General features: G+C 64.5%; 12 protein-coding genes. 5 read left to right on the forward strand and 7 right to left on the reverse strand.

Annotated features, from left to right (window positions below):
* Positions 1-199: 199 nt before the first annotated feature.
* Both L284_RS36210 and L284_RS36215 read left to right on the forward strand, forming a co-directional pair.
* Positions 200-889 carry a carbonic anhydrase gene (locus L284_RS36210; protein ID WP_031342234.1) on the forward strand — a complete coding sequence of 230 codons (690 nt, stop codon included), beginning with the start codon at positions 200-202 and terminating at the stop codon, positions 887-889.
* A complete protein-coding gene (locus tag L284_RS36215; protein ID WP_021234227.1) occupies positions 886-2,445 on the forward strand; it encodes a SulP family inorganic anion transporter in 1,560 nt (519 codons plus the stop codon). The genes L284_RS36210 and L284_RS36215 overlap by 4 nt, the downstream gene beginning before the upstream one ends.
* Before the next feature lie 16 nt (positions 2,446-2,461).
* Here the strand turns inward: L284_RS36215 and L284_RS47950 are convergent, their stop codons facing one another.
* Entirely contained in the window at positions 2,462-2,686 is a 225-nt protein-coding gene (locus tag L284_RS47950) for a hypothetical protein (protein ID WP_152524664.1), read from the reverse strand.
* 13 nt (positions 2,687-2,699) lie between these two features.
* On the opposite strand from L284_RS47950, the gene L284_RS36220 reads away from it, so the two are divergent.
* A complete protein-coding gene (locus L284_RS36220; RefSeq protein WP_021234228.1) occupies positions 2,700-3,548 on the forward strand; it encodes a TorF family putative porin in 849 nt (282 codons plus the stop codon).
* A gap of 52 nt (positions 3,549-3,600) precedes the next feature.
* Here L284_RS36220 and L284_RS0124240 read toward each other — a convergent pair whose 3' ends face one another.
* The gene (locus tag L284_RS0124240) at positions 3,601-4,824 is read right to left on the reverse strand and encodes a TetR family transcriptional regulator (protein ID WP_160172119.1); all 1,224 of its coding nucleotides are present in this window, start codon (positions 4,822-4,824) and stop codon (positions 3,601-3,603) included.
* 199 nt (positions 4,825-5,023) lie between these two features.
* On the opposite strand from L284_RS0124240, the gene L284_RS36225 reads away from it, so the two are divergent.
* Both L284_RS36225 and L284_RS36230 read left to right on the forward strand, forming a co-directional pair.
* Positions 5,024-7,306, forward strand: coding sequence for a TonB-dependent receptor (locus L284_RS36225; RefSeq protein WP_031342236.1), 2,283 nt, complete (start codon positions 5,024-5,026; stop codon positions 7,304-7,306).
* A gap of 22 nt (positions 7,307-7,328) precedes the next feature.
* Positions 7,329-8,204, forward strand: a complete 876-nt coding sequence (locus L284_RS36230; protein WP_021234231.1) for a tyrosine-protein phosphatase — start codon at positions 7,329-7,331, stop codon at positions 8,202-8,204.
* Positions 8,205-8,222: 18 nt separating this feature from the next.
* On the opposite strand, the gene cobA is transcribed toward L284_RS36230, so the two are convergent.
* The 5 genes from cobA to L284_RS36255 form a co-directional block, all read right to left on the reverse strand.
* Positions 8,223-9,023: a uroporphyrinogen-III C-methyltransferase gene (gene cobA, locus L284_RS36235; protein WP_235054369.1), complete on the reverse strand. Its 801-nt coding sequence runs from the start codon at positions 9,021-9,023 to the stop codon at positions 8,223-8,225.
* A complete protein-coding gene (gene nirD / locus L284_RS36240) occupies positions 9,020-9,355 on the reverse strand; it encodes a nitrite reductase small subunit NirD (RefSeq protein WP_021234233.1) in 336 nt (111 codons plus the stop codon). Before nirD ends, cobA begins: the two co-directional genes overlap by 4 nt.
* Before the next feature lie 5 nt (positions 9,356-9,360).
* Positions 9,361-11,877 (reverse strand): nitrite reductase large subunit NirB, encoded by a 2,517-nt coding sequence (gene nirB / locus L284_RS36245; protein ID WP_021234234.1) that lies wholly within the window; start codon positions 11,875-11,877, stop codon positions 9,361-9,363.
* A 220-nt stretch (positions 11,878-12,097) separates the two neighbouring features.
* The gene (locus L284_RS36250) at positions 12,098-13,303 is read right to left on the reverse strand and encodes a hypothetical protein (RefSeq protein WP_021234235.1); all 1,206 of its coding nucleotides are present in this window, start codon (positions 13,301-13,303) and stop codon (positions 12,098-12,100) included.
* A 76-nt stretch (positions 13,304-13,379) separates the two neighbouring features.
* Positions 13,380-14,657, reverse strand: coding sequence for a nitrate/nitrite transporter (locus tag L284_RS36255; RefSeq protein WP_021234236.1), 1,278 nt, complete (start codon positions 14,655-14,657; stop codon positions 13,380-13,382).
* Between the last annotated feature and the right edge of the window lie 45 nt (positions 14,658-14,702).

Genomic DNA, 14,702 nt, shown 5'->3' on the forward strand with positions numbered 1-14,702 from the left:
GATCCGGGAAAAAGTGCCCGTGATCCGGGGATTTTGGCTGAATTTTCGTTCACCTACGCTGCGGTGCAGCAACATTTCCTGACAAATCCGCACGACGGCTGAAAACAGCAATCCGTACCTTTCTTCTCAAGCTCCGCGCCCCGTTCCCCCCACCCCTCCGGCGCGCGCGGAGCACCCGAAACAAAGAAAGGTGACGAGAGTGAATGAACTGATCGGACGCGTCTTCCATTTCGAGAAGACCATCTTTCCCGCCAGCAGCGAACTGTTCGGAAAGCTCGCCAATGAAGGTCAGGAACCCAAGGCCCTGATGATCTCCTGCGCGGACTCGCGCATCGTGCCGGAGCAGATCATGCAGGCGCAGCCGGGCGATCTCTTCGTTTGCCGCAACGCCGGCAACATGGTTCCGCCTTACGCGACGCAGAACGGCGGCGTCACCTCCACGGTGGAATATGCCGTTGCCGTGCTCGGTGTGCGGGACATCATCATCAGCGGCCACTCCGGCTGCGGCGCCATGAAGGCCCTGGCCGATCCGACCGGTCTCGAAACGATGCCGAACGTGGCGGCATGGCTGAAGCACGGCGCAGCCGCCGAGCACATCGTCAGCACCTGCCACGGCGAACTCGAAGGCGATGAGCGGGTCCGCGCGATCACTCTGGAGAACATCATCGCGCAGATCAGCCACTTGCGCACCCACCCCTTCGTCGCTTCGGCGATAGCGCGCGGTGAAATGACGCTGCACGGCTGGTACGTGGACATTCACGCCGGCCAGGTTCTCGGCCTGGACGGCGACACCGGCCAGTTCGTGCCGCTGCGCGAAGACAGCCCGCTGCCCGTGGCCCTTGCCGCCAAGAACCGCTTCGCTACCGAATACGCCGAGGCCGCAGAGTGACGACCGCAGCGTCCAACCCCTCCCCGGCCGCTGCCGGGGAGGCTGCGCGAAGCGGGCCTTTCGCGTTCTTCGCCAGGGATTTCACGGCCTCGATCGTGGTGTTCCTGGTGGCGATGCCGCTCTGCATGGGCATCGCCATCGCTTCCGGCGTTCCGCCTGAAAAAGGCCTCGTCACCGGCATCATCGGCGGCCTCGTGGTCGGCCTTCTGGCCGGCTCGCCTCTCCAGGTGAGCGGCCCGGCGGCCGGCCTTGCAGTCATCGTCTTCGAATTCGTGCGTGAGCATGGCCTGGAAGCGCTTGGCCCCGTCCTGCTGCTGGCAGGCGTGTTCCAGCTCGTGGCCGGCGCTCTTCGCCTCGGCGGCCTGTTCCGCGCGATCAGCCCGGCAGTGGTCCACGGCATGCTGGCCGGCATCGGCGCCCTGATCGTGATCGGCCAGTTCCACATCCTCTTCGACGAGAAGCCGATGTCGAGCGGGCTCGAAAACCTGGCGATGATGCCTTCGCGCGTGCTGGGTCTCGACCCTTCCAACCTGGCCTCCACCGAACTCGCCGTCATGCTGGGCGTGCTGACCATGGTCGTGATGCTGGGCTGGGAAAAGGTCCGCCCGAAGAGCATGGGCCTGGTTCCCGGCGCTCTGCTCGGCGTGGTCGCCGCGACAGCCGCCGCCTGGGCCCTGGGCCTGGACGTCGCCCGCATCGCTGTGCCTGAATCGATCGGCGCCGCCTTCACGCTGCCGACCGATAGCGGATGGTTCGCGCCGCTCGGCAACCCCGCCCTGATCGTCGCCGCGCTGGCGATCGCCTTCATCGCCAGTGCCGAGACGCTGCTTTCGGCCGCTGCGGTGGATCGCATGCACGACGGCGTGCGTACCAAGTACGACAAGGAACTGCGCGCCCAGGGCATCGGCAACCTGCTCTGCGGCGTGTTCGGCGCCCTGCCGATGACCGGCGTGATCGTGCGCAGTTCCGCGAACGTCCAGGCCGGTGCCAAGACCCGTCTCTCGACGATCCTGCACGGCACCTGGATCCTGGCCTTCATCGCGCTCCTGCCCTGGCTGCTGCGTGAAGTTCCGATGGCTGCGCTGGGCGGTGTTCTGGTAGTGACGGGTTGGCGCCTGGTCAGCATCAGCCACGTGCGTCACCTGTTCCACAATTACGGCGCCTTCCCGGCGGTGATCTGGGCAGTGACGTTCGTTCTGGTCGTCACCACCGACCTGCTGACCGGCGTGCTGGCGGGCTTGGCACTGACGGTGCTCGAACTGGCTCCGCACTTCCGCAACCTCAAGCTGAAAGTGGAAGAGCACGAGTCCGACGAATCGACCCGCCTCGCCCTCGGTGGCGGCGCGACGTTCCTGGGCCTTACCCGCCTCAACAAGGTGCTCGAAAAGCTGCCGCACGGCCGCCCGGTCCATCTCGACCTGGGCCAGCTCAAGGTCATGGATCACACCACCGCCGAGACCATCAGCGAATGGCTCAACCGCCGCCGCCAGAGCGGCCATGCAGACCGCGTGACCGGACCCGAGCCGATCTTGCGCCCCCTGCCGGTCGCCGCCTGACGGAGTTACCGCGCTTTCAAGACGCGGGCACCTGCGTCCCTTCTTCTTGCCGGGTGGCTCTCAGGAGCCGCCCGGTTTTCTTTTTGCAGGCCCGAACATCGCCATGACGGTGCACCGTAAAAACAGGATTGACCAAGGCACCGTCTACAGCAATGATGCCGATGTCTGCACGAAACGGATCCGCCACGAAACGTAGGATCCGGCTGCAGGCCGCAGGATGGAACGCGACATCAGTCACCATGAGGGCGTTCCATATGAAAATCCGTCTTGCAGCAAGCCTGCTCGGCCTCGCCGCGTCCGGTCTGGCTTTCTCCGCTCCCGCAATGGCCCAGGAAGAGGCCCCGAGCGAGATTACCGTGTCCGGCACCGTTGGCCTCGTTTCCGACTACCGCTTCCGCGGTGTTTCGCAGACCGACAAGGAAATGGCCGTTCAGGGCGGCATCACCGTTTCGCACGAAAGCGGCATCTACGTCGGCACCTGGGCGTCGAACCTGGCGGGCTGGGGAACGTTCGGCGGATCCAACATGGAACTCGATCTCGTGGCGGGATACGCCGCCGAAGTCGCCAGCGGCCTCAAGGTGGACGTGGGCCTCACCTGGTACATGTATCCGGGCGGTGCCTCCGACACCGACTTCGCCGAGCCTTACGTCAAGCTCTCGGGCACGGTCGGCCCGGCCAACCTGCTCGTCGGCGCTGCCTATGCACCCAAGCAGCAAGCGCTCGGCAAAGTCTACGCCAGCGGGGCGGACTATGCGGACGGCATTGGCAACTTCGGCGCCAAGACCGACAACCTGTACCTTTGGGCAGATGGCAACACCGCCATTCCCGGCACTCCGCTGACGCTCAAGGCGCACCTGGGCTACTCCAACGGCAACTCCGGCCTGGGGCCCAACGGCACCAGCGTCGCTCCGACCGGTGAGTATCTGGACTGGATGCTCGGTGCCGACCTCGCGCTCGGACCGGTCGTTCTCGGCGTGGCTTACGTCGATACCGACATTTCGAAGTCACAGAGTGCCTATCTCCAGCCGAACTTCTCGTCGACCAAGAACGGCTCGCAGATCGCCGGCTCGACGGTTCTTTTCTCAGCCTCGGCCAGCTTCTGAGCTGACCTCGAAGGACGCCCATGCCCCTGCGGCCTGGGCGTCCGCCTCTCCATCAACCCGCGCGGCGCAGGTTTCCAACGAGTCGGGCCGCCTCGTCGAGGCTGGCTTCCACCTCTGCCTGCGGCCTGCCGGTCAGCGCCCGGCGCTGACCGGAGATCATGCTCGAATAGAGTGCGGCATCGAGAGGTGAAACGCGCACTTCACCTCCCAGACGTCTCTTGAGCTGGCCGACAAGCTGCAAGCGGCTGCTTCGTCCACGCAGATAACGAAGTTGAGGAGCGAAATCACGCAGGCCGGGATCGCGTGCGACGGCCAAGGTGAGTTCCTCTATGGCTACGAGCCTGCGCGGCTGCGACAGGAAATTTTTCCAGGCTCCGATCGGTTCGTCCGGCAGGTGAGGTTCGCCCGGCCTGTCGTGCAACTGGTCCGTGAGCCTTCGATAAAGGACTTCGAACGCTGCCTGGACGAGGTCGGCACTGGTGCGAAAGTTGTACGAGACGACACCCAGGGTCACATCGGCGCGGGCCGCGACAGCACGATGAGTCAAGCCAGCCACGCCCAGATTCTCGACCACGTCCGCCGCTGCATTCGAAATCTTTTCGGCCACCCCGTTCTTCGCCGGAACTTCCGGTTCGGATTTCAGGGCAATCCCGCGCGCATGGCGGCGCCAAGGCCCCTCCTCTACCAGCGAGCCGGACAACCAATGCCCCCATCCCATACAGAATTCATCGAGGGCAGCCCGGTCGATCATACGATTCCAGCGGATGAGGTGATGCTGACACGTCCCCTCGAAAAGGTGCGACGTCACGGCGCCGTATTCGGCGAGTCCTGCACGCCCGCAGATATCGCGCCAGAAATCTGCCCAGAGGCTACGCCACGAATTTATCGCTGCAGCATAGCCCTCGTCACGCTGCGCCAACAGGTAGCATTGACTCCATGCGAAAGCGAGTTCCCGCCGTTCGGCCGTCCAGTCGTCAATCAGAACGGCTAGAGCACGCGCGATCGCTTCTCCGCCGCCGCCTTCCGGCCCTCCAGACATCTCATCCAGTTTCATGCTGCACCATGCTTGCGCCGCGTCACGCGCAGCCGCCTGAGCCGATTGCAACAACTGTTCCATAGAGCCGAAGTGATGATAGATGCTGGAGGTCGGCAAACCTGTTGCACGTGAAAGGTTGCGAGCGGACATCGCTGCGTGACCCTCATTGCTCCAGACCTCCAAAGCAGCGCGAATCAAACGGTCTTGCGATGAATGTTCCGGATTTTCGGCAGTTCTCACGTATCTTCGCCAGTCTCTTGAATAATATTGTTTGGGCGCCCAGGCCGACGAGCGGCATATATCCGGGCACATTGCCACAGGGCGAGCCGAACAGACAAGCGATCCGTTCCACGATGACGATCATATGGAACAACCGTAACACAGTTGACATACATACGTTCTAGCGGACGCCTCGTCGCCACCATGAGGGGTTGTTTCCATGTCCGTTCGCCGTTTTACATCGTTCCGCTCAGCCGCCTTGACGGGAAGCGCCCTCGGCGCGCTGTTCACGGGCGGGACCGCCCTTGCCGCAGAAAATGCCGTCGACGCCGAAGCCGCTGCCGAAAACACTGTCATGGAAGCAGGTCCCGGCCTGACCGACATCGTCGTCTCGGCGCAAAAACGCGAAACCAATCTGCAATCCACCCCGATCTCGATCGCCGTACTGGGGGCAGAAGACATCCGGAACCGCCACGTGGTCTCGCTGGAATCTCTGGCGGACGGATCCATTCCTTCCTTGCGCATCGCACCCAGCTTCTCTCGCAGTTCCGCGCTTACCGTCGGGATGCGCGGCATCGGCACCTTAGGCGATTCCAACCAGCCCGCACGAGATCAGGGCGTCGGCGTCTATATCGACGGCGTGTTCATGGGCCGCGCGCAGGGCCTCGGATCAGCACTCTACGATGTCGAGCGTATCGAAGTGCTCAAGGGACCGCAGGGAACTCTGTTCGGTCGCAATACAGAAGGCGGCGCGATAAGCATCGTCACCAAAAAGCCCAGCGGCGAGTTCGGTGCCCGCGCCACGGTAGGCGTCGGCAACTACGATTCCCGTGAGGCGGCCCTTCATCTCGACCTCCCGAGTTTCGCCAACTTCTCGGTCAAGCTGGACGGCCTGATCACAACGCGCGGTGGCACCGTCGACAATCCGCTCGCAGGCGAGCACGACTTCAATGCCTACAACAAGAAAGGTGCGCACGCCGCCCTGTTCTGGGAACCCAGCAGCGATTTCAATGCGCTCTATTCGTTCGACATCTCGCGCGATGAAACGACGCCCTACTATCTCCAGCTCCTGACCAAGTCCACCGGCCCGCTTCTGCAGATGCAGCCCGACCGCGCCAAGGTCGCGAACATCGGCGTGCCGCAGCCCTGGGCGCTCGGCAAGACTCATGGCCATCTGCTGACGCTGGACTGGACGGTCTCGCCACAGATTGAAGTGAAGTCGATCAGTTCCTATCGCCGGCTGACCCAGACCCAGAACGACAATGGCGGGGCCAATCTCGGCGTCTTCATTCCGGGCTACAGCAGCAACACCAACTTCGCTCGGTTCAGCCTCGCCGACGTGTGGCAGAAGCAATATAGCCAGGAACTGCAACTCATCGGCACGATGAAGCAGGTGAACTTCGTGCTCGGCGGCTTCTACTACCACGAGACGGTGCGCGACAACGCCTGGACCCCTTACACCAACAAGTGGAACGGGAACGGCACCGACTATACCATCCTCGACACGCCGACCTCCTCGATCCCCTTTCCCGACCGCGCGAGCCGCGCCAAGACCGAGAGCATCGGCGTCTTCGGCCAGGCCACCTGGACCCCGGCGATGCTGAACGACATCGTTCACCTTACAGCCGGCGGGCGCTTCACCCACGATGCCAAGACCGGATCGCTCGACAAGGTCAACGGGGTGGCTACGCCTTACCGGCTCGACGCCTCCTGGAACCGCTTCGATCCGATGGTGAACCTTGCCGTCGACGTCGCGGAAGACGTCCACGTCTATGGAAAGTGGAGCACCGGCTACAAGGCGGGCGGCGCCAACAGCCGCTCCAAGGAATATCACAGCTTCAACCCGGAATCGGTCTCCACTTTCGAAATCGGCGCCAAGACCGAGTTCTTCGATCGCCATGCCCGTTTCAACGTGGCCGCCTATACGTCCGCTTACAACGACATGCAGATCGACTTCAACGCGCCGGTGCTGAATAGCACCCGCACCACGACGGAAACCCGTAACGCCGAGGGCCGAGGCCGCATCAAGGGCATCGAGGCTGATCTCACGGTCACCCCGTTCCAGGGCCTGACGCTCAGCGGGTCCTACGCCTATACCGACGTGCACCTGCCGCCCGCACCGAACCCGTTCGACGGCGACAAGCTGGTCCAGGTCTATGTCGCCTACACACCGACCCACGCTGCCAGCGGCGCCTTCGACTACGAACTGCCGGTGGGCGATTCCACGCTCCGCTTCCACCTGGACGGCAATTACAGCTCGGGCCAGTATTCGATGCCAGGCGATCCGACGAAAACCTCCTCGTCCTTCATCGTCAACGGTCGCGTCGCCCTGGCCGACATCCGCATGGCCAGCGGACCTGATCTCGAACTCTCGGTCTGGGGCCGCAACCTGTTCAACGAGGCCTATACTTTCGTAAAGGCCAATGGCGGTTCCTCACTCGGCTATTACGGCATCTTCAACGATCCGCGCACGCTCGGCATCTCCGCGACCGTCAAGTACTAAGCCTCCCACAAAGGAAAAGACCATGAACTGGCGTTTTTCCGCTGGCGCTCTTCTCGGGCTCGCCCTGATAGCGCAGCCTGTGATCCATTCTCCGGCGAAAGTGCCCGTCACTCCAGCCGCGCGGGCGGCGCACCAGCGCCTGCTTCCGCTCGAAGGCGGACGCAACTTCCGCGACCTCGGCGGCTATCGCACCGCCGACGGTCGCACGGTGAAATGGGGCCTGCTGTTCCGCTCCGGCTCGATGGTGGACCTGACGGCCGGGGATCTGGGCTATCTGAACAAGCTCGGCATCCGGACCATCTGCGACTACCGCGAACATAACGAGCGCAAGGCCGAACCCACGCCCTGGGCTGAAGGCACCGGACCTGCGGTGTTTGCGGACGACTATGACGGCATGTCGATAGGCCTCATGCCGAAAGACATGAGCAAGATTACGCCTGAAGCCGCAGCGAAGATGATGGCGACGAGCTATCCGATGATGCTCAAGACCTTCGCGCCGCAATACAAGCGCATGTTCGCGCAGCTACTTGCAGGCCAGGCGCCGCTTGCCTTCAACTGCTCGGCCGGAAAGGATCGCACCGGCGTGTCGGCGGCATTGCTGCTGACGGCGCTCGGCGTCCCGCGCGAAACGGTGATCCAGGACTACCTGCTGACCAACCAATACCTGCCGGCTGCGTTGGCGAAGGCCAAGACACGACCGAGCGAGGCGACCGGCAAGGCCTTCATGGCGCTGCCGCCGGCAGTGCAGGCGGCCTTCATGAAGGCCGACCGCGCCTATATCGAGGCCGCTTTCAAGGCGCTCGATGCCCATCGCGGCGGTGCCATGGGCTACCTCAAGGACGAGATGGGTCTCGACAAGCCGCGGATCGCCAAGCTGCGCGCGCTCTATCTCGATTGAGCGCGACGGTGGGCGCGGTCAATCTGCCGCGCCCACCATGTCCTTCGCAGCGGACACGCGGGAAGGCCGCGCCGCGACCGCTTCGCCGATCAGGAGTAAGGTCGGATCGTCGTCACTGATCGTGGCGACCAGGAAGGCCAGTGCGGACAGTTTGCCCCGTATCAGTCGCTCGTTGGGAAGCGAGACGTTCACCGCGATCAGGACCGGCGTATCGGGATCCCGCCCGGCAGCGATGAGCGAACGGCTGATCTCCCCCGCTGCGGCGCGCCCCATATAGACGCCGAGCGTGCCGCCCGGCCGAGCCAGCGTTTCCCAGTCGAGCCTGAGCGGCTCTCCAATCTTGAAATGCGCCGTTACGAACGTTACGCCGCGGGCCACGCCGCGCAAGGTCAGAGAGGCAAGGCCGCTGGCGGCCGCCGCGCTGGCGGTGGTCACGCCGGGGCAGATCCGCACCGGAATGCCCTCTGCCGAAAGGTGGTCCATCTCCTCCGCCGAACGGCCGAACACCGAAGGATCGCCACCCTTGAGACGGACCACCCGTTTGCCTGCCTTCGCCGCAGCCAACAGGAGGTCGTTGATCGAACCCTGCGCCTTGCTATGTCGGCCCGACCGTTTGCCCACGCTCACCCGCTGTGTGCCTGGCGGGATCAGATCCAACACCCCTGGTCCTACGAGCGCGTCATAGAACACCACATCCGCCGCCGCGATCAGGCGCTCGGCCTTGCGGGTAAGCAGGTCGGGATCGCCAGGCCCTGCTCCCACGAGCCAGACTTCGCCCTGCGTTATGAGGCACGGTGCAATGCGATTTGGCCCGGTCAAGCGGCTACCTGCAGGCTCTGCGGGTGAGCGAGCAGGATGCGCCCGCCTTCCTGTTTCACCGCGATCGTCGGCGTACAGCCCTTGTCCTCGCCCTGCGCCTCGCCGCTCGCGAGCGCGATGTTCCAGTTGTGCAGCGGGCAGCTTACGGCATGGCCATGGACGATGCCCTGGCTGAGCGGCCCCTTCTTGTGCGGGCACTCGTTGACGAGGGCGAAGACGCGGTCGTCGCCGGTGCGGAAGACGGCGATCTCCTTCTCCCCCTCCAGTTGTACGGTCCGAGCGCCCCGCAGGGGAATGTCGGAGAGGGTGCCGATGTCGATCCAGTCGTTCATGTCATTCACTCCGCTGCAATCGCTAGAGGTTCGAGGTGCTGGTGCAGTTCGGCCTTGCGGCCCGCCGCGCGCTCGGCCCAGGGGTCTTCCTGGCTGAAGCTCTGCGAATAGAGGAAGCGGGCGCGCAGGGCCTCGCGGCCGGTCTCGTCCTCGACGATACGCTGCTTCACATATTCCACGCCGACGCGCTCGATCCACGGCGCGGTCCGCTCCAGATAGCGGGCTTCCTCACGGTAAAGCTGGGTAAAGGCGGCGCAGTAATCGAGCGCTTCCTGCTCGGTCGCGACCTTGCAGAGGAAGTCGGTGGCGCGGACGTGGATGCCGCCGTTGCCGCCGACGTGGAGTTCGTAGCCGGAGTCCACGCAGACGATCCCGAAGTCCTTGATCGTCGCTTCCGCACAATTGCGCGGACATCCCGAGACCGCGATCTTGAACTTGTGCGGCATCCACGAGCCCCAGGTCATCCGCTCGGTCTTCACACCGAGACCGGTGGAATCCTGCGTGCCGAAGCGGCACCATTCCGACCCAACGCACGTCTTCACCGTGCGCAGCGACTTGCCGTAGGCGTGGCCCGAAACCATCCCGGCCGCATTGAGATCGGCCCAGACGGCGGGCAGGTCTTCCTTCTTGATGCCGAAGATGTCGAGCCGCTGCCCGCCCGTGACCTTGACCATCGGCGCGTCGTACTTCTCGACGACGTCGGCGATCGCGCGCAGCTCGCGCGGGTTGGTGAGGCCGCCCCACATGCGCGGGACGACCGAGTAGGTGCCGTCCTTCTGGATGTTGGCATGCATGCGCTCGTTGACGAAGCGGCTCTGCTGGTCGTCCTCGTACTCGCCCGGAAGTGCGCAAAGCAGATAGTAGTTGAGCGCCGGGCGGCACGAGGAGCACCCGTCCGGCGTGGACCAGTGCAGCGTCTGCATTACCTCGGGGATGGACTTCATCCCCTGCGCCACGATTTCGCGCCGCACGTCGTCGTGCGTGAAGCTGGTGCACTTGCACAAGGTCTTGGGGCCGGACTTCACCTCCTCGCCCAAGGTCAGCGCCAGCAGGCTTTCGACGAGGCCGGTGCAGGAACCGCAGCTCGCCGAAGCCTTGCAGGTCGCGCGCACGGCATCGAGGCTGCAGGCTCCGTCCGATATCGAGGCGACCACCTGCCCCTTCGTCACGCCGTTGCAACCGCAGACTTCGGCGTCGTCGGGAAGCGCCGCCACGGCGGCCAGCGGGTCCGCCGTGCCGCCCGAGGCGAAGGCCTGCCCGAGGATCAGGTAATCGCGTATCTCGGAGACATCCTCGCCCTTCTTCAGCAGGTCGAAGTACCAGTTGCCGTCCGCTATATCGCCATAGAGCACTGCGCCCACGACCTTGTCGTCCTTCACCACGACGCGCTTGTAGACGCCGCGAGAGGCATCGCGCAGGACAATGTCCTCGCAGCCCTCACCGCCGGAGAAGTCGCCGGCCGAGAACACGTCGAGGCCCGCAACCTTCAGCTTGGTGGATGTGACGGAGCCGCGATAGCCGCTGTGCCGGTCGGTCAGCCCGTCGGCAAGGCTGCGGCACATGTCCCAGAGCGGCGCGACGAGGCCGTAGACATTGCCGTCGTGCTCCACGCATTCGCCCACCGCGAGGACGGCGGGGTCGCTGGTGACCATGTGATCGTCGACCTTGATCCCGCGCCCGACCTCAAGGCCGGCCGCGCGGGCCAGCGCCGTGGCGGGCCGGATGCCCACCGCCATGACGACGATGCTTGCGGGGATCTCGCGTCCGTCCTTCAGGCGCACGCCTTCCACCTTGCCCTGGCCGTAGATCTCGGCGGTGTCGGCACCGGTCAGAATGGTCTGGCCACGGGCTTCGAGCGCGCTCTTGAGCAGCCAGCCTGCCGCCTCATCCAGCTGACGCTCCATCAGCGTGGGCATCAGGTGGATCACCGTGACCTTCATGCCGCGCAGGCTGAGCCCGTGCGCGGCCTCCAGCCCGAGCAGGCCTCCGCCGATCACCACGGCATCGCCGCCCTTTCCGGCGGCATCCAGCATCAGGTCCACGTCTTTCATGCCGCGGAACGAGATGACGCCGGGCAGGTCCTTGCCGGGAACCGGGATGATGAAGGGATCGGAACCGGTAGCGATCAGCAGCCGGTCGTAGCGGACCTTCCGGCCCGACTGCGCGGTCACGGTCTTTTCCGCGCGATCCACGGCGACCACCGGGTCGGAGGTCACGAGATCGATGCCGTTCTCGTCATACCATTCGCGGCTGTTGATGACGATCTCGTCGAACGTCTTCTCGCCGGCCAGCACCGGCGAGAGCATGATGCGGTTGTAGTTCACATGGGGTTCGGCACCGAAGATGGTCACGCGGTAGCGCCCGGCGTCACGCGCCAGCAATTCCTCCACCGCCCGGCATCCGGCCATGCCGTTGCCGACCACCACCAGATGCTCCTGCCGGTCCTGCGAAGAGACGATCAGCGTGTCCTCATAGTCCGCTGCCGGAGCGTGTTGCGGTTCGATCCCGTCCTGAAATTCCATCCCCGTGACTCCAGAAAAACGAAGGGAGAAAAAGAAAAAGGCCGCCATCCGGACACTCGGTTCAAAACCGAAAGTCTGGATGGCGGCCTTGCCATCATTCGCGCTTCTGCGGCCCGTCAGTGGACTGCGTCGGCTATGGGTTTGAAGGACAACGTCGTCCTTTGCAGTGCACCATAAGCGGAAACGCCCGAAGGCTCAAGCGATTCCGTCACGGTCCTCTTCAGTAAGTCCAATCCAGCTGAATCCAGTACTTGTCGGTATCGGTCGCGAATTCGCGGGCATCGTAATGCGCATAGCGCAGCGACACGAGCGTCTTGCGCAGCTTCGCAGATGCGAGAAGATCGACTTCATTGCCGTAGTGCTGATTGAGCCGATCGCTGTCGAGGCGGTGCCAGACCGCCTGGAAGGCAACGCCCGTGAGCGGCCCCACCTGCTTCACGCCATAGCCCGCCCCGAAGTAGAGATCGCGAATGCCGTTCGCAGGCGTCGTCAGGAACTTGTCGGTCCAACCCTGGAACTTGAAATTGCTGCCGAGCGGGGTCTGGAAGCTGGTGAACGGCGTCCCGTCGCCTGCGCCAAGCACTTCGTATCCGGCGTTGAGCTTCCAGCCCCTTACATCGAGCGTGGCGTCGGCGAGCCAGTAGTCGGCATGGTAGTCGTTCGGATTGCGGTGATGGTCCCACTGCCGCGCGTAGCTGGCGACGTAGTCCAACTTAACCGCAGGCGAAAAGGCACGACTGCCGCTTAGCCGCGCACCGTAAGTCCGGCTCGACAGCCGATATCCCTGCACGGCAGCTTCGTCCTGATCAACCAGGTAGGCGAACCCGCTGAAGGTCCCGATCGGCGTTGCGTAGGAGAGGTTGGCGAAGACATTGTCTCCGCCGATCGCCTGTTGCCGCGCACCGCGGCCGTCGATGCCCCAGATGGTGCGGACGCTCCAGGCATAGGAGATGTCGAGCCGGAGCCCGGCAACGGGCGAAAGCTGCGCGCGCACGGCATCGTAGGTCTGGGCATTGTCGCGGATCCCGGCATTGCCGACGAAACGCTCGTCCTCCAGCGCGATCTTCTGGCGCCCCGCCGTCAGCACCGCGCCTGTCGTCCGATACTGGAGCTGAGCGACATAAAGGCCGATGTTCTGCGGATCGGAGACCTGCGGGCGGTCTGCCGGACCGTGCAGGCCGTCATCGTAGTGGTCGACCAGCGCGAGCGTTCCCTGCCCCTGAACCGTGGCGCTCCACCGGCCGGACGCGATCTCCACGCCGGTCCTTATACGCGCGGTGACCGCATCGGCTTCGCGCGGCAATCCGTCCTGCTCGACATGCTCGTTGCGGAGGCGGACTTCCGCCAGCGGCCTGACCTCTAAATCCTGGGCGCAGGCGGGGCCTGCGACGGCCAACGCGGCCGCCGTTCCAAGCAAGTATCGCATTTACGTGAAATCTCCTGGGGTCAAATCGAAGGCGGCGGTCGGTCCTGATGGACCCACCGCCGCTGCACTCTCCCCATTATATGCGAGCGGCCGTCTGCCAGGTCGCGCGCCAGCGAGTCTTCACCATAGCCAGCGAGGCGAGCGCCATTACTGCCAGGCCCGCGAAGATTAGGAAACCGGACGCGAAGCTGCCGGTCACCTGTTTGGCGAGGCCCAGCGAGCTGGCGAGATAGAAGCCCCCGATGCCCCCGGCCATGCCGACCAATCCGGTCATCACGCCGATCTCCGCCTGGAACCGCTGGGGCACGAGCTGGAACACCGCCCCATTGCCGGTGCCCAGAGCCAGCATGGCCAGGACGAACAGGCCGAGCGCCGCCGGAAGGCTCAGAGCGTTGGCAACCCCGGCCAGCGCCAGCGCCGCCACGAGATAGACGACCATGAGCGCCTTCACGCCGCCGATGCGGTCGGCCAGCGCGCCGCCCATCGGTCGTACCAGCGATCCCGCGAAGACGCAGGCGGCCGTGCAGTATCCGGCGACGATCGGCGTCAGTCCGAACTGGTCGGTGAAGTAGATCGGCAGCGAGGCCGCGAGGCCCACGAAACCGCCGAAGGTCACGGCGTAGAACGCCATGAGCCACCAGGCATCGGCCTGCCGCAGCGGCTCGAAATAGTCGATCAGCTTGCGCGGGACCGGCTGGTTCGGAGCGTCCTTGGCCATGACCATGTAGACCACGAACACCAGCGACAGCGGGATGCAGGCGAGGCCGAGCACGGCGTTCCAGCCGAACATCTTGGCCAGCAACGGCGCGAAGAGCGAGGCGAGCACCGTGCCCGAGTTGCCCATGCCGGCAAGACCCATGGCCTTGCCCTGGTGCTCGGCCGGATACCAGCGGCTGGCGAGCGGCAGTGCGATCGCGAAACTGGCGCCCGCAAAACCCAGTACCACGCCGAGCGCCAGAGTGCCGGCGAAGCTGTTCACGCCCATGAACCAGGCGAGGTACAGCCCAAGGATGACGATGACCTGGCTGATCGCACCCGAGCGCTTGGGTCCGATGCGATCCACCAGCAGGCCATTGACCACCCGCAGCAAGGCACCGGCCAGCGTCGGCGTCGCGACCATCAGCCCCTTCTCCGCCGAAGTCAGCTGCAGCGACCTGGCGATTTCCGGCGCCAGCGGGCCGAGCAGGACCCAGACCATGAAGGCAAGGTCGAAATAGAGGAACGCCGCGATCAGCGTGGGGGCATGGCCGGCTTTCCAGAAGCTGGTTTCCGGTACCGACGCCCGTGCGCCATCCGCCGCAGTCTCCACGGCCCTTTGCCCTTCTCCGTTACGTTTCCAGTACGCGGTTGCCATCGAAAGTCCCCCATGGAACGGACACGAAAAAAGCCGCAGGCCGAA

Origin of the sequence: Novosphingobium lindaniclasticum LE124 (assembly GCF_000445125.1) — a bacterium.
GTDB lineage: Bacteria > Pseudomonadota > Alphaproteobacteria > Sphingomonadales > Sphingomonadaceae > Novosphingobium > Novosphingobium lindaniclasticum.

Bases quoted from the DNA above. Each gene is read 5' to 3' on its own strand.
- nirB (WP_021234234.1), bottom strand. From the start codon at position 11,877: ATGGAATTTCAGGACGGGATCGAACCGCAACACGCTCCGGCAGCGGAC.
- L284_RS36230 (WP_021234231.1), top strand. From the start codon at position 7,329: ATGAACTGGCGTTTTTCCGCTGGCGCTCTTCTCGGGCTCGCCCTGATA.
- L284_RS47950 (WP_152524664.1), bottom strand. From the start codon at position 2,686: ATGGTGACTGATGTCGCGTTCCATCCTGCGGCCTGCAGCCGGATCCTA.
- L284_RS36255 (WP_021234236.1), bottom strand. From the start codon at position 14,657: ATGGCAACCGCGTACTGGAAACGTAACGGAGAAGGGCAAAGGGCCGTG.
- L284_RS36220 (WP_021234228.1), top strand. From the start codon at position 2,700: ATGAAAATCCGTCTTGCAGCAAGCCTGCTCGGCCTCGCCGCGTCCGGT.
- L284_RS36225 (WP_031342236.1), top strand. From the start codon at position 5,024: ATGTCCGTTCGCCGTTTTACATCGTTCCGCTCAGCCGCCTTGACGGGA.
- nirD (WP_021234233.1), bottom strand. From the start codon at position 9,355: ATGAACGACTGGATCGACATCGGCACCCTCTCCGACATTCCCCTGCGG.
- L284_RS36250 (WP_021234235.1), bottom strand. From the start codon at position 13,303: ATGCGATACTTGCTTGGAACGGCGGCCGCGTTGGCCGTCGCAGGCCCC.